Source organism: Cellulomonas sp. PhB150 (genome assembly GCF_003755175.1).
Lineage (GTDB): Bacteria > Actinomycetota > Actinomycetes > Actinomycetales > Cellulomonadaceae > Cellulomonas.
In genome coordinates this window covers 82,112-99,807 of sequence record NZ_RKHX01000001.1, presented here as the reverse complement: position 1 = coordinate 99,807, position 17,696 = coordinate 82,112, and the positions used below count along the sequence as shown (strand labels likewise).

Here is a 17,696-nt window from a genome sequence, read left to right as displayed (position 1 = left end):
CGGGTGACGGGAGCGGGATGATCGACGCGACGAGGGGGGTCGTCGTGGCGGTCTACCGCAAGCAGCGTCCGGGGGCGCCCGCGGGCTTCTTCGCGTGCGAGGCAGCGGGGCTGCGCTGGCTGGCCGCCGCCGGAGGCGCGCCTGTGGTCGAGGTGCTGGGTGCCGGCGACGACCACCTGGACCTGCGCCGCCTCGAGCCCGTCGCCCCGACCCGCGAGGCGGCGCGTGCCTTCGGAGCCGGGCTGGCCGTGACGCACGCTGCGGGGGCGCCCGCGTTCGGCGCCGGGCCGCCCGGATGGGTCGGGGACGGGTTCTTCGGGCCGCTCGACTCGCCCCTGACGATGCCGGCCGGGCACTTCGCGCAGTGGGGGCCGTTCCTGGCGGCGTGCCGGCTCGCCCCACTGGACTGCGACCTGCGCGAGGTGGGCATCGCCATGCCGGGTCTCGCGATCCTGAGCGAGCGCCTGCGCACTGGTCACCTGGACGACGACGAGCCGCCCGCTCGCGTCCACGGGGACCTCTGGTCCGGGAACGTGCTGTGGACGGCGGACGGCGCGACCCTGATCGACCCCGCCGCGCACGGTGGTCACCGCGAGAGCGACCTCGCGATGCTGGCGCTGTTCGGGCTCGCCCACCTCGACGACGTCCTGGGTGCGTACGACGAGGTCGCCCCGCTGCGGAGCGGATGGCGGCACCGGGTCGCGCTGCACCAGGTGTACCCGCTGGGCGTGCACGCGCTGCTGTTCGGCGGCTCGTACTTCCACGAGCTCGCCGACGTGGTCGAGCGTGCGGTCCGAGAAACCACGCGCTGATCGGCCCGTCTTTCGCCTGATTGTCGACATCTTGCGGGCTCCTGTCGGGATATGTACGGTTTGACCGCACCCCGGGCTCGCGCCGCGCGCCCGGCCCTCACTCGCCGGCCGACCGACGACGGTCCCGCCGGCACGTCGGACAGAGAGGTCCGCATCGTGAGTCGTCACGCCCCCGTCCCACCCCCCACCCCTGGCACCCGACCGCTGCGCGTCGTGGCCGCGGGAGTCGCCGCGGCGGCCCTCGTCGCGAGCGCGCTCGTCGCGGTCGGCACCGGCGCCACCACGGCGTCGGCCGCCGCTCCGCTGTCCCTGTCCCCTGTCGGCATCCCGGGGCGCGGCGCGACCGTGCCGTTCGTCGAGCAGGAGGCCGAGGACGCGGTCACCAACGGCACGCTCATCGGACCGAACCGGCTCTACGGCACGCTGCCGTCGGAGGCGTCGGGCCGACGAGCGGTCACGCTCGACGCGGTCGGCGAGTACGTCGAGTTCACGCTGACGAAGCCCGCGAACTCGGTCGACTTCCGCTACTCGCTGCCCGACAACGCCGCGGGCACGGGCCGCGACGCGACGGCCGCCGTGCTCGTCAACGGCACCAAGGTCAAGGACCTGCCGGTGACGTCGCGCTACGGCTGGTACTACGGGGGCTACCCGTTCAACAACAACCCGGGCGACACGTTCCCCCACCACTTCTACGACGAGACCCGGATGATGTTCGGCTCGACGCTGGCCGCGGGCACCAAGGTCCGCTTCCAGGTCTCCTCGACCGCGCAGTCCCCCACGTTCACCGTGGACCTCGCGGACTTCGAGCTCGTCGGCGCTCCCCTCGGGCAGCCGGCCGGCTCGCTCAACGTCGTCACGGACTTCGGCGCCGACCCGACCGGTGCGGCAGACGCGACCCAGGCGATCCAGAACGCCGTCAACGCGGGCTCCGCGCAGGGCAGGACGGTGTACGTGCCGTCCGGCCGGTTCAGGGTGACCAGCCACATCATCGTCGACAAGGTCACGCTGACCGGCGCAGGCCAGTGGTACTCGGAGCTGACCGGCGCGGGCGTCGGCATCTACGGCAAGTACGTCGGCCAGGGCGGCCCGAGCACCAACGTCACGGTGAGCAACCTGGCCGTGCTCGGCGAGGTCAAGGAGCGCAACGACAACGACCAGGTCAACGCGTTCGGCGGGGCGATGAGCAGCTCGACGATCGACTCGGTGTGGATGCAGCACACCAAGGTCGGTGCGTGGATGGACGGCCCGATGGACCGGCTGACCATCAAGAACAGCCGGATCCTCGACCAGACGGCCGACGGCATCAACTTCCACCAGGGCGTCACGAACTCGGTCGCGACCAACAACTTCATCCGCAACACGGGTGACGACGGCATCGCGCAGTGGGCCGAGACCGCGGAGCACGACAACTCGTACACGTTCAACACCGTGATCCTGCCGATCCTCGCGAACAACATCGCGATCTACGGCGGCACGAACATCACCGTGAGCGACAACGTCGTGGCGGACACCATCAGCAACGGCGGCGGCATCCACATCGCCAACCGGTACCCGGGCGTGCAGGGCGCAGCGGCGATCGGCGGCACGATCACGGTCGCCCGCGACACGTTCATCCGCGCCGGCAACTCCGACTACAACTGGCAGTTCGGCGTCGGGGCGCTGTGGTTCTCGGCCCTCAACGAGCCCATCAACGCGACGATCAACGTGACCGACGCGAACATCCTGGACAGCTCCTACGCGGCGATCATGTTCATCGAGGGGTCGACCAAGACCGTCAACTTCAAGAACGTGAACATCGACGGGGCCGGCACCTTCGCGATCCAGGCGCAGGCGGCGTTCGTCGCCAACTTCGAGAACGTCGTCGCGAAGAACATCGGCTACTCCAACCCGCTGTACAGCTGCCAGGGCTCGGTCAACACCGGGATCAACCTGGTCGGCAGCGGCAACTCCGGCTTCTTCCCGGCCACGCCCTACTGCGGTCCGTGGCCCACGCCGGTCTACTCGGGTGGCACGACGAACCCGACGAGCCCGCCGGTGACGACGCCCCCGACGACGCCGACGCCCACCCCGACGCCCACCCCGACCGTGACGCCGACCCAGCCGCCGGCGTGCAACGCCGGCACGGGTGACCTCGCACGCGGGAAGGCCGCGACCGCGACGAGCACGAACCAGAGCTACGGGCCCGGCAACGCCGTGGACGGCAACTCGTCGACGTACTGGGAGAGCGCCAACAGCGCGTTCCCGCAGTCGGTGACCGTCGACCTGTGCGCTGCCACGGCGCTGCAACGGGTCGAGCTCGCGCTGCCGTCGGCCTGGGGTCAGCGCAACCAGACCCTCGCGGTGCTCGGCTCCTCCGACGGATCGTCGTGGAGCACGCTCGCCGCGTCGAGGTCGTACTCGTTCGACCCGGCGAGCGGTAACCGCGTGAGCATCCCGGCCAGCGGCACGGCCAGGTACGTGCGCGTCACGGTCACCGCCAACTCCGGGTGGCCCGCTGCGCAGCTGTCGTCGTTCGAGGTCTACGGCACGGGCACGACGCCCACCCCGACGCCGACGCCCACCCCGACCCCCACGCCCACGCCCACGCCCACCGTCACGCCGACGACCCCGCCGACCACCGTGAACCTGGCGGCGGGCAAGCAGGTCAGCGGCTCCTACGCGGACGTCTACGGGCCGGGCAACGTGGTCGACGGCAACGTGAACAGCTACTGGGAGAGCCCGAACAACGCGTTCCCCCAGACGCTGACGGTCGACCTCGGCTCGTCGCAGACCGTGGGCCGCGTCGTGCTCAAGCTGCCGCCCGCGGCCGCCTGGGCCACGCGGACGCAGACCGTGAGCGTGCTGGGCAGCACCGACAACGCGACCTGGAGCACGCTCAAGGCGTCCGCCGGGTACGTGTTCAACCCGTCGTCGGCGAACACCGTGACGATCGCGGTGACGCCCTCGTCCAAGCGCTACGTCCGCCTGACGTTCACCGGCAACACAGGTTGGCCCGCGGGTCAGCTCTCCGAGTACGAGGTGTACTCGGGCTGACCCGAGACGCACGGCAGGGCCGCCCCGAACCTGGGGCGGCCCTGCCGTGCGTGCGGAGTCAGATCTCGGCGTGGCGTCCACGGCGGCGGGCGACGCCATGTCCAGGCCGGCGAGGCTGATGAGCGAGCCGAGGGCGACGAGCGATCACGGGTTCGGCCCCCTGGTGGACTCGTTGTCGTGCATTCTGATCTCGACAGGTATCTCAGGCGTCAGCATCCACGACGAGTCGTTGGTCCTGACTTCCGGGCGCGGCAGACTGGCGGGATGCCCGTGGAGCCGACGACCCCCGATGCGCTCGTCGCCCGCATCGTCGGCCTCGCTGCCGCGCGGCCCGGGCGGGTGCGGCTGGTCGTCGACGGCGCACCGGCAACCGCGCCCGGACTGCTCGCCGACGCGCTGGTCGACCCGCTGCGGGCCGCCGGTCGGGCCGCTCTGCGTGTTCCCGCGTCGGGCTTCTGGCGGCCCGCATCCCTGCGCCTCGAGCACGGCCACCACGACGCCCTCGCCTACCTCGAGGACTGGCTCGACGAGGGTGCGCTCAGCCGCGAGGTGCTGGATCCGCTCGCGACCACCGGCACCGGCCGATTCCTGCCGAGCCTGTGGGACCCGGTGCGTGACCGCGCGACGCGGGCGGACTACCACCAGGCGCCCGAGAGCGCCGTGCTCGTCGTCGACGGCTCGACCCTGCTCGGCCGCGGCCTGCCGTTCGACCTGAGCGTGCACCTCACGGTCCGGCCCGCGACGCTCGCACGACGCACCCCGCCCGAGGACGCCTGGACGCTCGAGGCCTTCGAGCTCTACGAGGCCCGGGCCGACCCGACCGGCGTCGCGGATCTCGTCGTCCGGGTCGACGACCCCCGCCACCCCGCGGTCGCCACCTGAGTCCTGTCGCCGTCGTCAGGCAGAGTGAGGGCGTGGATCCCGAGCGGCTGGCCGACGCGTCGCGCCTGCGCAGTCGCGCGACGGTGCTGCACGCGGACGCCGACTCGTTCTTCGCCGCAGTCGAGCAGCGGGACAAGCCGTCGCTGCGGGGCAGGCCCGTGCTCGTGGGCGGCACCGGGCCGCGGGGCGTGGTCTCGACCGCGTCGTACGAGGCGCGGCGCGCGGGCGCGCACTCGGCGATGGCGATGGGCCGTGCGCGGCGGCTCGTGCCCGCCGCTGCCGTGCTGTTCCCCCGGTTCGAGGCGTACGGCGCCTACTCGCGCATGATCATGGCCGAGCTGGCGACGCTGTCCGAGCTGGTCGAGCCCGTGAGCATCGACGAGGCGTTCGTCGACCTCGAGGCAGGTCCGTACGCCGACGACCCCGCCACGGCGGCGGCGGAGGTCCGGGCCCGGATCCGGGAACGGACCGGGCTGGCGGTCTCCATCGGGCTCGGCCGGACCAAGCTCGTCGCCAAGCTCGCCTCGGACGCCGGCAAGCCCGACGGGCTCCTGGTCGTCGAGCCCGCCGACGAGGACGCGTTCCTGCTGCCCCTGCCCGCGCGAGCCGTCCCGGGGATCGGGCCGGCCACGATGGCGGCGCTCGAGCGGCTCGACGTGCGGACCGTCGGCGACCTGCGCAGGCAGCCGCTCGACGTGCTGACCATGACGATCGGCGAGTCGTCGGGCACCAACCTGTTCCGCCTGGCGCGCGGCATCGACGAGCGGCCCGTCGCCGTCTCGGGCGAGCGCAAGTCCGTCGGCTCGGAGCGCACGTTCGCCGAGGACATCTTCGGCACCGAGACGGTCGCCGCGGCCATCGACTCCGTGGCCGACGAGGCGCTGCGTCGCCTGCACGCCCACGGCGGCGGGGCACGCACCGTCGTCGCGAAGGTGCGGTTCGCCGACTTCACCACCGTCACGCGCTCCGTGACGCTCCCCCAACCCAGCGCCGAGCCCGCCGAGCTCCGAGCTGCCGCGCAGCAGGCCGCGCGCGCCGCGGGCATCACGAGCTCCGTGCGCCTGCTCGGGGTGTCGTTCCACAACCTGTCGACGCACGCCCAGCTCACGCTCGCCTGGGACGAGGACCAGGTCGGCGCGCCCGTCGGCGTCCCGGCGCCCGACGTCCCGGCCGGACCGCGGCTGCTCGACGAGTCCAACGGCCGCCCCGGGCTCGACGTCGAGCACCCTGACCTCGGCCGAGGCTGGCTCGTGCACGTGCGGGGCCGTCAGGCGACCGTCCGGTTCGAGACCGTCGAGACGCCGCCCGCACGGTCCCAGGTGGTCGACCTCGACGCGGAGCCGCTGCTCCTGGTCGCGCCGCTGGTCGTGGGATCCGGCTAGCGGCTGCGCCGTCGGTTCTCCGCGTCGATCGCGTCGACCAGCTGCGTCTTGGTCATGCGCGAGCGCCCCGTGATGTCGAGCTCGCGCGCCACGCCGACCAGGTGCTCCTTCGTCGCGCTCGCGTCGACCCCGCCCGCGGTCGGCGCCGTCGAGCCGTAGCCCTCCTCGGCCCGGCGGTCGGACGGTCCGGGCTCGTCCTTCGGGCGCCAGCTGTCGCCGACCTTCTCGTGCGTGTGCTTGAGCGCGGCGAACGCCACCCGGTGGGCCGCGTCCTCGTCACCGTCGTACTGCTCGATCGCCGCGTCGTAGGCGTGCGCGAACGTGCGCTGCGCCTTGGCGTCGGACCGCTGCAGCGTCGCCGGGATCTCGTCCTGCTTCGCCGCGCCGCTGCGCTTGGTCTTGGGCATCGCCGCTCCCTCCGTCGCCTCGATCGTGACGCGTCGACCCGCGGCCCGCACGCTCAGGGCGTCAAGCCCGACGACGGCCCCCACCCCGACGACGTACGCCACGAGGTCGCCCGCGGCGAAGGTGGTCCCGAGCAGCAGGTGAAGCGCAGGGACCGCCTCGACCGCCGCTGCCGGTCCGCCCGTGAGCTGGGCGAGCTCGACGACCACGCACCACCCGAGGGCCGCCGCACCGGCCACCCACGCACGTGCGCGGGGCGCGCACACCAGGACCAGGATCACCGCCATCGCCGCGTAGAGCGCGTCACCGGCCGCGTCGAGCCCGGCCCGCCACGCCGCCAGACCGGCGACGAGCACGACGAGGGCCGCCGCGCCGAGGCGCCGTCGAGAACGTGGTCCAGCCATCCCAGGACCGTAGGTGCGCAGGTCAGGGCATGTGGTGAAGTCCCCGTGAGGGTTGCGTGGCGCCTCAGTGCACCGCGACGGTCGTCAGGATCTGGAAGTGGTCCGACGGGGCGCGGCTCGTGTCGGTGTGCCGGACTCGGTAGGTCAGCACCTCGGACTGCCGGTCGACGAGGACGTGGTCGAAGTGGTGCCCGCTGAGCCTGCCTGCCGCGAACCCGTGGAAGGAGGCGAACTCCGCGCCGATGCGCTTCGCGGCCACGAGCTCGGCGCTCACGAGGCCGTTGCGGGCGAGCACGTCGATCGGTGTGACCGCCGCCCGGTTGGGATAGGTGTTGAGGTCGCCGACCAAGATCACCGGCGAGCCCGTCGTGTTGTGCTTCGCGATCGTGCGGGTGAGGCGCTGGGCCTGCTGCACGCGCATCCGCTGGACCTTGGGCTCCGCCGACGACGCGTCGAGGTACGCCAGCAGGTGCGCGTTGGCGACGAAGACCTTGCGGCCGCTCTTCTTCTCCCGCACGAGCGCCCAGGTGACCCACTTCTTGGGGCCCTTGTCGGCGAGCTGCTGACGACCGCAGTCCAGGACCGTGAAGCGCGACTTCTTGTACAGGATCGGCTCGCTCGACGTGGTGCACGGCTTCTTCGACCCGGGGTGGCGAGCGAGCGCCAGGTGCGCCTTGGCCGCGACGCGCAGCACGGGCCGCTTGCCGTCGGACTTGTTCCACGGCGTCTCCTGCAGGCCGACGAGGTCGAGCCCGCGCAGCGACGTCGCCGCAGCCGCGTAGCGCTTCTCCCAGCTGCGGTGCTCCGCGTCGGTCTCGCTCGGCTTGAGCAGGTTGTACGACGAGACCTGCGCCGTGAACGACGTCGCCCGCTTGGTCGAGCCCGGCAGCAGCGTCGCGGCGACCGTCTTGGACGACGAGTGCCGCAGGCCGTACCGGTTCGCGACGACCTTGACGTAGAACACCGGACCCAGCTTGGACCTGGCGGGCTTGAGGCCCTCGAGGAGCGCGCTCGGCTTGGTGGTCGTCGTCGTCCATGACGGCTTGGCCCCGGGCTTGCGCAGGAGCTGCACCGTGTAGCCGGTCGCGTTCTTGGCCGCGGGCCACGCCACGCGCAGGGAGGACGACGACAGCGGCTCGGCGAACAGGCGCCCGGGCTTGCCGAGCTTCTTGAGCGGCGTCCTGACCGTCGTCGTGACCGTGGCCGCGGTGAGCCCCTTCCGCAGCGGCGTCACCTTCACGTAGTAGTCGCGGCCGTCGCGCACCTTGACCGACAGGTCCGTGTCGGTGACCGTCTGCTCCTGCACGTTCTCGGTGAAGTCCGGGTCGGTCGCGACGAACGCGACGTACTGCTCGGCGCGGGCCGCCGGCGCCCAGGAGACGGTGAACCCGCTCGTGTCGACGTGGGTCGCGATCGGCTCCCCCGGCTTGCCGGGTGCCTGCCAGGGCGTGTGCACGGACACCGCAGCGGTCGGCAGGCTGACGTTGCCGTCGGCGACGGCGCTCACGCGGGCGTAGTAGGTGGTGTCCTCGTCGATCCCCGGACCGTGCACGTCCAGCGAGGTCTCTCCCGTCGGACCCCACCGCCAGACGACGTGCGCGAAGGCGGGATCGGTGGCCACCGCGACCGTGTACCCCGTCGCCTTCCTCACCGGCTCCCACGCGAGCTCGAACGAGTGGTGGCTGACGGCGCCGGCCCGGATCGTCGCGGGCGTCGCGAGCGCGGGACCGGCGGACGAGGTCGCGAGCGCGACCGTGCCGACGACCGCGAGTGCGACCACCACCGCCACCAGCCGACGACCGACCCGGGCGACGCGCGAGCGCGCGCGGTGCGGGTGGGTCATGGTGGGTCCCTCGGGGTGGCGTCGACGGTCGGCGTCGCCCTGCTACCAGCCCGCGCGCGGTCGTGACCACGGGACGGGACCAGCCCGTTGCGGGGCTTGCGGACGTGCAGCGTAGGCACGCTCCCCCACCGGCTCGTCGCACCTCGGACGCCGTGTCGGCGGTCGACGCGTTGACCTGCGGCCCGGTCCGTGCCCGGCGTGTCGCGCGGCGGTGCGGAATGTCCGACCCTGTGGCTAGGTTCTGTGGCGAACCCGAACCCGATCTCCGGAGGACCCGATGTCGACGATCGTCTCCAGTCTGTTCATCTCCCTCGACGGCGTCGTCGAGATCGACCCTGCATGGCACTTCCCCTACTTCGACGCGAACATGGGCGCCGCCGTCGGCGAGGACTACGAGGGCGTCGACGTCATGCTGCTCGGGCGCGTGACCTACGACAGCTTCGCGGGGGCCTGGCCCGAGCGGGAGGCCGCGGGCGGTGAGGACGCCACGTTCGCGGCACAGCTCGGCGACACCCGCAAGATCGTCGCGACCCGCGGCACGCAGGACCTCGGCTGGCGCAGCGTCGAGCGGGTCGAGGGTGACCTCGTCGAGGCCGTCACGGCGTTGAAGGAGCAGCCGGGCATCGGCAAGATCCTCGTCGCCGGGTCCGTCTCCATCGTCCGGCAGCTGCTCGCCGCCGGGCTGATCGACGAGCTGCGTCTGCTCGTGCACCCCGTCGCGGCGCGCAAGGGAGAGCGGCTCTTCGACGAGGGCGAGCCGATCTACCCCCTGCACCTGCTGCGCTCCGACGTCTTCCCGACCGGCGTCGTCCGGCTGATCTACGCACCCGCAGCCCTGCCGGCGGCCAAGGACTACGAGGACGTCACCGACAAGGTGCCGGGCGCGGGCACCGACTGAGGCGCTTCGTCACGCAGGACCGCTCGCAGCAGCGACCCCCGCGACGGGCTTCGTCCGGGACAGGCCGGCGGCGTCCTTGAGCACCACGTACTTCACGTCGACGTGCGGCTCGAGCGCCCCGAACTTGTCGTTCGGTGCGCCGATGACGAGCTGGAAGCCGAGCCCGCGCCACGCACCGACCGCCCGCCCGGTGAACCGGGCGTCGGCCTTGATCAGGGCCTCGTCGAGGAACACCGGCGCGTAACGGGGCCGCTCGGCACCCGCGTCGCCGAGCTGGTAGCGCAGGGCAGCGCCGACGATGAACGCGACGAGCTCCTGGGACTCGCCGCCGGACTTCTCGCCGATGTGGTCGTAGAGCGCGACGTGCCGGCCGTCGAGGTCGACCTTCTCCGCGCTGAGCCGCACGTGCCTGCGCACGTCGACCAGGTCGGCGTAGTCGGGCGCGGTGCGGCGGATGCGGTCGATCACCTTGGCCATGCGGACGTAGCGGCGCTCGCGCTCGGCGTCGGTCGCCTCCGTGGCCAGCAGCTCGCGCAGGTCGCGCAGCTCCTTGCGGAACCGCGCCACGACGGCGGACTGCGTGTCGCGCGCGTCGATCCGCAGCCGGTGGTCGTCGTCCGCGAAGGGCAGGTCACCGAGGATCTCGTTGACCGGACCGATCCGCTCCTTGATCTCCCGCACGGACCGGCTCAACGCGCTGTGCAGGTCGGTGAGGTCGTTGCCCGACAGGCGGAGCAGGCTCTTGCGCCACTCGGCCTCGAGCTCGTGCAGCCCGTTGGTCTCGAGCTCGGTGAGGATCCGCTCGAAGTCTGCGTAGGAGGCGTCGGGGTCGGTGCCGAGGTTCGGGTCGGGCCAGCGCTCGACAAACGTCTCGAACGTCCTGCGCAGCGTCTCGCGCGCGGAGCCGATCACCTGCTGCGCGGCGAGCCGGTCCGTCGTGAGCACCTCGCCCGCGCGGGCCAGCACCGCGTCGACGCGGGCGAGGACCTCCGCCGGGGCGTCGCCGGCGTGCGGCTCGGCCGCACCGAGGAGCCCCTCGAGGTAGGCACGCTGCTCGGCTCCGACGACGACGTCCGCCTCGTCGATCGCCCGTTGTGCCACGTCCACGTCATCGGTGGTCGCGGACCAGTCCGCGTCCAGCCTGGCGACCTCGTCCTTCGCGCGCCCGAGGTCCTGCGTGAGCCGGTCGATCGCGGTCTCGAGCTCGCGGGAGCGCTGCTGCAGTCGCGTGACCTCGGGGTTGCCGGAGGTGACGTCGGTGATGACCTGCTCCCACCGGGCCACCTCGGCCTCGACCGCGTCGACGTCCACGTCGGCCCAGGTCACCTCGAGGAGCGCCTCGTACGCGCGGCGCTCGGCGTCGTGCCGGTCGAGACCTGCCTCCGCCTCGAGCACGCGCTGCTCGGCGAGCTCCTGACGCCGCTGCGCGCGGGCGATCTGCTGGTCCACGTGCGCGAGACGGCGCGCGTTGGTGAACCCCAGGACGTTGGCCCGGCCCTGACCGCCGTGCGCGCCGTGCGTACCCTCGGACACCTGGCCCGAGCGGCTCAGCGCCTTGGTGTGCTGCGAGAGCTCGCCGGGGGTGTCGACGCAGACGAATGCGAACCGCCGCGCCAGCTCGCTGCGCAGCCAGCCGGCGAACGGCCCGCCGCGGAGGTCGAGCCGGCCGGGCAGCGTGCGCGCGTCGAGGCCGACGTCCTCGCTCAGCCCCGTCGGCACGCCCTCGAAGCGGATCCGGCGTGCGGTCGGGACAGCGTCGATCGCTCTGCGGAAGGCGCCGAGGTGCGCGACGTCGATGAGGATCAGCGTGGCGAAGCCGCCCAGCGCCAGGTTGAACGCGTCGCGCCAGGGCTCGTGCTCCGTGCGGACCTCGACCAGCTCGGCGACGAACGGCAGGTCGTCGGGTGTCAGCCCTGCAGCCTGGGCCAGCGCTGCCCGGGCGGCGTGCAGGTCGCCGGGGATGTTGTCGCGCCGCCGGACGACCGCTGCGCGCTCGGCCGCGAGCTCGGCCAGGTCGGCGGCCGCCTCCTTCTTCTCGGACATCGCGTCGAACAGCGCCTGCCGCGCGCTCGCCTTCGTGCCCTGGTCCTGCAGCGCCGCCCGTGCGCGCCCCACGAGGGTCGTCAGGTCCGCCTCTCCGGTCACCCGCGCCCCGTCGAGCGCGGTGAGCACGTCGTCCAGCCGCGCTCGCGCTCGCCGCGCGTCGTCCAGCCGGGACCGGACGCCGGCCACCTCGCGCTGGGCGCGCGCGAGGCGGTCGCCGCCCGACGACCACAACGTCTCCTTGACCCCGTCGAGGTCGGACTTCGCCGCCGCGATCCGGGCCGTCGTCTCCGCGGTGAGCCGTTGCGCCTGCTGGCGGCGTCGCTGCTCGTCCTCCTCGAGCGACCGCAGGAGGCCGAGCCGGCGCTCGTGGCGCCACAGGGCGGCCGGCGAGGCCTCGTCGTCAAAGGTGCCGATCTGGTCGATGACCCGCAGGCGGTCGGTCGCCTCCGTGATGGCAGCCCGGCTCGCACGGATGGGTTCGAGCGCGTTGACCTGCTGCCGCGCGGTGATCATCTGCTCGCGGGTGCCGGTGAGCTTGTCGAACTGCTCGACCACGGCGTCGGCCGTGGCGAACGTGTCCGGCTCCTCGAGCACCATCGACTTGTAGAGCGCATCCACGGTGGTGATCTGCTGCCCGGCCTGGATCCGGCCGAGCAGGGCGACGGCCTTGCTGCCGTCGCCGGACGCGCCGATGCCGAGCGTCGAGTACAGGCGCGCGGTGAAGTCGCGGTCGGTGTCGAACGGCGTCAGCCCCGCCGCCGCGACCGCAGCGCGGCCGAACCGGTGCGCCGCCGCGGACTCGAGCTCCCGCAGGTCGAACGCGCCGTCCGCGGTGGCGCGGACGGCGACGACGTCGTCCAGCGTCCGTGCCGCCGACGGGACGTACCAGGCCCGCACCCCGGTGAACGAGGTCCCGGACTGGTCGACCCACGTCATCGCGATGGCCGACCAGGTGTCCTCGCCGTCGCCGCGCAGGACCCGTTGCCGCGTGCCGTCCTCGGTCCGCGACTCGTCGAGCTTGCCGCGCGCGTACGACAGGATGTTGCGCTGGTCCTTGCCGCGCGGCCGCCCCACGACGCCGCCGTTCGACGCACCGTTGAAGGGCGTCGTGTGCGGCATGAGCAGCGCGATGTAGGCGTCCATCAGCGTCGACTTGCCGGAACCCGAACCGCCGGAGAGCAGCGTCGCGGTCGACGCGAGACGCACCCGGTGGTGCTGGTGGTAGCCGCCCCAGTTGACGAGCTGCAGCTCGCTCGCGATCCACTGCTGCCCGGTCGAGGTCGCAGGGACCAGGCCGAAGAGGGTGTCGACCATCGTCATCGGGAAGCCTCCTGCTCGGTGCGCGCCTGCTCGCCCAGCCACTCGCGCAGCTCGCCCAGGCGCTCGTTGCTCAGCACGATCTCGACCAGCGGCGTCACGCGGTAGCGGCCCTCGGACTCCTCGTCGACCAGGCCCTCCTTGGCGAGCCGGGTCACGGCCGCGCGGATCTCCCGCTGGGTCGTGGCGACGTTCGTGTCGTCGGGGTCGAAGTAGGTCAGCGCGGTGCGCTCGAGGTCCTCGACGTCCACACGCACGGAGGTCTCGCCCGCGCCCTGCTCACGCTGGTACACGGTCCGCAGGTGGACGAGCACGAGGGTCTCCGCACGGGAGTAGGCCTCGTCGCGCAGCAGCACCGGCACGTCGAGCTCGGCCGAGCGCACCTGCTTCTTGTACGCGACGCCGCGCTCGTGGTCGACGACGAGGTGCACGAACAGGTCGTGCAGCCGCGACTCGATGGCCTGCTGGTTCTCCAGCAGCGTCCGCCACTGCGCGCGGTTGCGGTCCGCGAGCAGGAACCGGCGCTGCAGGAGGCGCACGAGCACGCGGCGGACGTCGGCGTCGAGCGTGCCGGAGTCCCCGGCGAACAGCTCGGCCGGGTCCTCCTCCATCGGGACGGGGTCGATGAACCCCGTCTCGGGCTCGAGGGCTTCCGTGGTCTCAGTCATCGCCGTGGTCCTTCGTCGTCTGGGTGGTGACACCGCCGAACGCGAACCGGCGGCGCGTGCCGTCCGGGCGGATCGCGTCGACGAACGCGAGCTCGCCCGTCTCGGTCATGCCGTGCTGGTCGGCGATCTCCAGCAGCCCGAGCAGGTCGACCGGCCGGCGCAGCGCGTCGGGTGCGGCGTTGAAGGCCGCGGCGACGTCCGTGCGTCCCGCCTCGGTGGCGGACGACGCGAGGAGCTCGGCGAGGTCGGCGTAGTGCGGGCCGCCCCACGCGCGCGCCTCGTCCTGGGAGATGTCGACGTCGGCCGAATCGTCCCAGTCGGTCAGCGGGGCCGGTGGGCGTGGGGGCCGCAGGTCGCCGGCGGTCTGGCGCAGGTGGTCGACCTCCGCGACGGGCAGCCGGCGCAACGGCTCGACGGGCTGGCCCCGGCGTGAGTCGGGCATCCAGGTCTGCAGGCCCGTCATCACGTCGCGCAGGAGCTCGTCGACCTGGCGGTCGCGCAGCGGGTCGTGGTTGCGGACCTGCGCGGTGATCACGTAGGACGCCTCGCGCTGCGCAGCGAACACCAGGTCGAGGCCCTGCTCGATCCGGCGGCCGATCTCGCGGAGCTCGGTGCGCTGGTGCGGCGGGAGCCGGTGGGTGAACCGGTGGCTGAGGACGACGTCGAGCTGGGTCGCGAGCTCGTCGAGCCGCTGCGGGTCGCCGATCAGCCGCAATGCACCGGCGAAGGCGCGCCCCTCGGACGTCGACTCCATCACGTGCTCGCCGCGCTCGAGGTACTCGCGCAGCACGTCGCCCGTGGGGCGCGAGTCCTGCCGCAGCGCGGTGACCACGTCGCGCTGCATCGCCTTGATCGACTCGGCGACCCGCGCGAAGTCCGCCGGGAGCTCACGCGCGAGGTGGAGCACGTTCTCGGCCTCCTCGAGCAGCTGCTCGTCGTCGACCTCCTCGACCGTGCCCGTGCGCTGGACGCGGGCCAGCTCCTGCTGCAGCCGGCGGATCTCCGCGTCCAGCCGCGCCATGCGGACCAGCACGTCGGGGTCGGCGTCCTGCGCGAGCCGCTCGACGGCGTCGAGCATCGTGCGGACCCGGGAGTGCGAGATGCGGGCGCGGGCGCCACCTGCGCGCCCGGCGACCTCGAGCGCGCCGACGGCGTGGGCGGAGAGCCGGTAGACCTCGACGTCGTCGTCGAGGACCTGTCGGACCAGCCAGCCGGCGTCGGCCCACTGCCGGCACAGGTCGCGTGCCGACCCGGTGGGCACCGACTCGTCGTACCCCGCCGCCCGCAGCTGCTCGAGCGCGTCACTGATCTCGGTGTGCGCGTCGGCGACGGGAACGGTCGGGCGGTCGACGGTGAAGGTGACCGACAGGAGTGCCACGACGAGCGGCGCGTGCCGCTTGTGGAGCAGGTCCAGCATCGGGTTCTGGAATGCCCGCAGGGCGCCCACGTACGCCGCTTCGGCACGAGTGATCATCGCCGCACAGCGTAGGTGGATCGGGCCGCGCTTCCGTGCAGCGCCACCCGGGTCGTGCGGTCAGGCCGAGCGCAGCTCCTCAGGCGTCGTCGGCGCCCTCGGCGGGGTCGCTCGCGTGCTCGCGCGTGCCTGCCGACTCGGCCGGGCTGCCCGGTACCGCCCCTTCGGCGGGGGCGTCCGCGTGCAGGCGGTCGTCCTCGGCGGGCGTCGGGGTGGGCTCTGCGGTCATGGTGCTCTCCTTCGTCGTGGTCGGCTCCCTCGATCATGCGCCCCGACGGCCCGACCGGCACGTCCACCAGGCCGGACGTCCCTGGTGGAACCCTCGGCGGCGTTGCTAGCGTCCGGCTCGCCGCACTGCACGCGCGGCGTCACCCCGCAGCCACGACGACGAGGACGAGCCCATGAGCATCGGATGGAAGCTGCACGGCAACGGCCGGACGATCCCCCCGGGTGAGGTCGTCGCTCCCGACGAGCGCCTGAGCTGGCCGCGCACCATCGGCATCGGCATGCAGCACGTGGTCGCGATGTTCGGCGCCACCTTCCTTGTCCCGCTGCTCACCGGCTTCTCCCCCGCCACGACGCTGTTCTTCTCGGGCATCGGCACCGTGCTGTTCCTGCTCGTCACCCGCAACCAGCTGCCGAGCTACCTGGGGTCGTCGTTCGCGTTCATCGCGCCGATCGCCGCGGCCACGGCCTCCGGCGGACAGTCGGCGGCGCTCGGCGGCATCGTGGTGGTCGGCCTGCTCCTGGCCGTCGTCGGCCTCGTCGTGCACGTCGCCGGGACGGGCTGGATCAATACCCTCATGCCGCCGGTCGTCACCGGCACGATCGTCGCGCTGATCGGGCTCAACCTGGCGCCCACCGCGTGGGGGACGTGCCAGCAGGCGGTCGTCGACGGGGCGATCGTCGAGTCCTGCACCAGCGGGTTCCGCGCGGCACCCGTCACCGCGCTGGTGACGCTGCTCGCGATCATCCTCTGCACCGTGCTCTTCCGCGGCATCCTGGGGCGGCTGTCGATCCTCGTCGGCGTCCTGGTCGGGTACGGCGTGGCCGCGCTGCGCGGCGAGGTCAGCTTCGCGGGCGTGCGCAAGGCCGACTGGGTCGGTCTCCCGCACTTCGTCACGCCCACGTTCGACGTCTCCCTCCTGGGCCTCTTCGTCCCGGTCGTGCTCGTTCTCATCGCGGAGAACATCGGGCACCTGAAGTCGGTGGCGGCCATGACCGGCCGCGACCTGGACCCGCTCGCCGGCCGCGCCCTGCTGTCCGACGGCCTCGCCACCACGCTGGCCGGGCTCGGCGGCGGTTCCGGCACCACCACGTACGCCGAGAACATCGGGGTCATGGCGGCGACGAAGGTCTACTCCACGGCCGCCTACTGGGTCGCCGCCGCGACCGCCCTGGTGCTCTCGATGTCGCCGAAGTTCGGCGAGGTCGTCGCGTCGATCCCCGCAGGAGTCCTGGGCGGCGCGACCACCGTGCTGTACGGGATGATCGGCATCCTCGGCGCGCGGATCTGGGTCCAGAACAAGGTCGACTTCTCCGACCCCAAGAACCTCACGACCGCCGCCGTCGCGCTCGTCGTCGGCATCGCGAACTTCACCTGGAAGCCGGGCGACCTCGTCTTCGAGGGCATCGCGCTCGGCACGGCCGCGGCCCTGGTGATCTACCACCTCATGCGGGTGATCGAGACGTGGCGCGGGACCGGTCAGGAGCCGGCGTCACCGGCGTCGGTGCCCGTCGCCGACCCTGACCCGGCCAAGCGGTAGACCGACACGTGCGACCGTGAGTCCGCGGTGAAGCCGCTCCCGTCCCAGTCGGACCACCGAGCCTCGAGCTCGAAGCCGGCCAGCTGCCCCATGAGGTCGAGCTCGGCGGGCCAGACGTACCGGTGCGGGCTGCGGCCCAGGGACGCCTGGGTCCCCTCGCCGAACCGGAAGTGGTGGGACACCACCCGCTGGTTCAGCACGTCGTAGGTGTCCAGGCCGATGTACCCGGGCTCTTCGTGCCAGACGGTCGCCCCTGCGCCCGGCGGGAGCGAACGCAGCTCCGGCACCCACAGCTCGATGACGAACCGCCCCCCGTGTCGGAGGTGGCGGGCGGCGTTGCGGAAGCAGGCGACCTGCTCGTCCTGGGTCAGCAGGTTGGAGATCGTGTTGAAGACCAGGTAGACGAGCGCGAACTCCCCCGGCGCCCGGACGTAGGCCATGTCCCCCACGACCACGGGGATCCTCGCCTCGTCGGCCTTCGTCCGCAGGCGTTCGAGCATGGGCTCCGAGAGCTCGATCCCGGAGACCCGCACGCCGGCCTCGGACAGCGGGACGGCGACACGACCCGTGCCGATCGCGAGCTCGAGGGCGGGGCCCCCGTCGGCGAGCGCCACCAGGCGGTCGACGGTGGGCCCGAGGACCTCGGGCGCGAACATGCCGGTGCCCGGGGTGTCGTAGCTCGCGGCGACGTCGGCGCCCCAGATCGCTGAGTGGTCCATGACAGCCGATCATCCGACCCTGGCCGGGCCGTCGCACGGGAATTCCG

General features: G+C 72.7%; 13 protein-coding genes. 6 read left to right on the top strand and 7 right to left on the bottom strand.

Going from position 1 to position 17,696, the window contains the following annotated elements:
- Positions 1 to 17 precede the first annotated feature (17 nt).
- From EDF34_RS00460 to EDF34_RS00445, 4 genes are all read left to right on the top strand, one after another.
- A complete protein-coding gene (locus tag EDF34_RS00460) occupies positions 18 to 812 on the top strand; it encodes a fructosamine kinase family protein (protein WP_199737577.1) in 795 nt (264 codons plus the stop codon).
- A gap of 156 nt (positions 813 to 968) precedes the next feature.
- A complete protein-coding gene (locus EDF34_RS00455) occupies positions 969 to 3,845 on the top strand; it encodes a discoidin domain-containing protein (RefSeq protein WP_199737576.1) in 2,877 nt (958 codons plus the stop codon).
- Between the two features lie 264 nt (positions 3,846 to 4,109).
- Positions 4,110 to 4,727 (top strand): uridine kinase, encoded by a 618-nt coding sequence (locus EDF34_RS00450; RefSeq protein WP_123369436.1) that lies wholly within the window; start codon positions 4,110 to 4,112, stop codon positions 4,725 to 4,727.
- Between the two features lie 32 nt (positions 4,728 to 4,759).
- Positions 4,760 to 6,109: a DNA polymerase IV gene (locus EDF34_RS00445; protein WP_158615022.1), complete on the top strand. Its 1,350-nt coding sequence runs from the start codon at positions 4,760 to 4,762 to the stop codon at positions 6,107 to 6,109.
- Here EDF34_RS00445 and EDF34_RS17995 read toward each other — a convergent pair.
- Positions 6,106 to 6,918 (bottom strand): ChaB family protein, encoded by an 813-nt coding sequence (locus EDF34_RS17995; protein WP_123369434.1) that lies wholly within the window; start codon positions 6,916 to 6,918, stop codon positions 6,106 to 6,108. The two genes, EDF34_RS00445 and EDF34_RS17995, sit on opposite strands and share 4 nt — an antisense overlap.
- A gap of 64 nt (positions 6,919 to 6,982) precedes the next feature.
- Positions 6,983 to 8,761 carry an endonuclease/exonuclease/phosphatase family protein gene (locus EDF34_RS00435; protein WP_123369433.1) on the bottom strand — a complete coding sequence of 593 codons (1,779 nt, stop codon included), beginning with the start codon at positions 8,759 to 8,761 and terminating at the stop codon, positions 6,983 to 6,985.
- 277 nt (positions 8,762 to 9,038) lie between these two features.
- On the opposite strand from EDF34_RS00435, the gene EDF34_RS00430 reads away from it, so the two are divergent.
- Positions 9,039 to 9,659, top strand: a complete 621-nt coding sequence (locus tag EDF34_RS00430) for a dihydrofolate reductase family protein (RefSeq protein WP_123369432.1) — start codon at positions 9,039 to 9,041, stop codon at positions 9,657 to 9,659.
- 9 nt (positions 9,660 to 9,668) lie between these two features.
- Here the strand turns inward: EDF34_RS00430 and EDF34_RS00425 are convergent, their stop codons facing one another.
- The 4 genes from EDF34_RS00425 to EDF34_RS17470 all read right to left on the bottom strand — a co-directional run bounded on the left by EDF34_RS00425 (position 9,669) and on the right by EDF34_RS17470 (position 15,393).
- Positions 9,669 to 13,025 carry an ATP-binding protein gene (locus tag EDF34_RS00425; protein WP_123369431.1) on the bottom strand — a complete coding sequence of 1,119 codons (3,357 nt, stop codon included), beginning with the start codon at positions 13,023 to 13,025 and terminating at the stop codon, positions 9,669 to 9,671.
- Positions 13,022 to 13,690 (bottom strand): DUF4194 domain-containing protein, encoded by a 669-nt coding sequence (locus EDF34_RS00420; protein WP_123369430.1) that lies wholly within the window; start codon positions 13,688 to 13,690, stop codon positions 13,022 to 13,024. The genes EDF34_RS00425 and EDF34_RS00420 overlap by 4 nt, the downstream gene beginning before the upstream one ends.
- A complete protein-coding gene (locus EDF34_RS00415) occupies positions 13,683 to 15,164 on the bottom strand; it encodes a DUF3375 domain-containing protein (RefSeq protein WP_123369429.1) in 1,482 nt (493 codons plus the stop codon). Before EDF34_RS00415 ends, EDF34_RS00420 begins: the two co-directional genes overlap by 8 nt.
- 79 nt (positions 15,165 to 15,243) lie before the next feature.
- Positions 15,244 to 15,393, bottom strand: coding sequence for a hypothetical protein (locus EDF34_RS17470; RefSeq protein WP_158615021.1), 150 nt, complete (start codon positions 15,391 to 15,393; stop codon positions 15,244 to 15,246).
- Between the two features lie 172 nt (positions 15,394 to 15,565).
- Between EDF34_RS17470 and EDF34_RS00405 the strand changes: the two genes are divergently transcribed.
- A complete protein-coding gene (locus tag EDF34_RS00405) occupies positions 15,566 to 16,930 on the top strand; it encodes a uracil-xanthine permease family protein (protein ID WP_123369427.1) in 1,365 nt (454 codons plus the stop codon).
- Here the strand turns inward: EDF34_RS00405 and EDF34_RS00400 are convergent.
- A complete protein-coding gene (locus tag EDF34_RS00400; RefSeq protein ID WP_123369426.1) occupies positions 16,870 to 17,649 on the bottom strand; it encodes a class I SAM-dependent methyltransferase in 780 nt (259 codons plus the stop codon). The genes EDF34_RS00405 and EDF34_RS00400 overlap by 61 nt on opposite strands.
- Positions 17,650 to 17,696: the final 47 nt, after the last annotated feature.

What these genes read in the sequence shown, in the direction of transcription:
- EDF34_RS00450 (WP_123369436.1), top strand. Translation starts at nt 4,110, where the DNA reads ATGCCCGTGGAGCCGACGACCCCCGATGCGCTCGTCGCCCGCATCGTC.
- EDF34_RS00400 (WP_123369426.1), bottom strand. Translation starts at nt 17,649, where the DNA reads ATGGACCACTCAGCGATCTGGGGCGCCGACGTCGCCGCGAGCTACGAC.
- EDF34_RS00425 (WP_123369431.1), bottom strand. Translation starts at nt 13,025, where the DNA reads ATGACGATGGTCGACACCCTCTTCGGCCTGGTCCCTGCGACCTCGACC.
- EDF34_RS00420 (WP_123369430.1), bottom strand. Translation starts at nt 13,690, where the DNA reads ATGACTGAGACCACGGAAGCCCTCGAGCCCGAGACGGGGTTCATCGAC.
- EDF34_RS17995 (WP_123369434.1), bottom strand. Translation starts at nt 6,918, where the DNA reads ATGGCTGGACCACGTTCTCGACGGCGCCTCGGCGCGGCGGCCCTCGTC.
- EDF34_RS00460 (WP_199737577.1), top strand. Translation starts at nt 18, where the DNA reads ATGATCGACGCGACGAGGGGGGTCGTCGTGGCGGTCTACCGCAAGCAG.
- EDF34_RS17470 (WP_158615021.1), bottom strand. Translation starts at nt 15,393, where the DNA reads ATGACCGCAGAGCCCACCCCGACGCCCGCCGAGGACGACCGCCTGCAC.
- EDF34_RS00415 (WP_123369429.1), bottom strand. Translation starts at nt 15,164, where the DNA reads ATGATCACTCGTGCCGAAGCGGCGTACGTGGGCGCCCTGCGGGCATTC.
- EDF34_RS00430 (WP_123369432.1), top strand. Translation starts at nt 9,039, where the DNA reads ATGTCGACGATCGTCTCCAGTCTGTTCATCTCCCTCGACGGCGTCGTC.
- EDF34_RS00435 (WP_123369433.1), bottom strand. Translation starts at nt 8,761, where the DNA reads ATGACCCACCCGCACCGCGCGCGCTCGCGCGTCGCCCGGGTCGGTCGT.
- EDF34_RS00405 (WP_123369427.1), top strand. Translation starts at nt 15,566, where the DNA reads ATGAGCATCGGATGGAAGCTGCACGGCAACGGCCGGACGATCCCCCCG.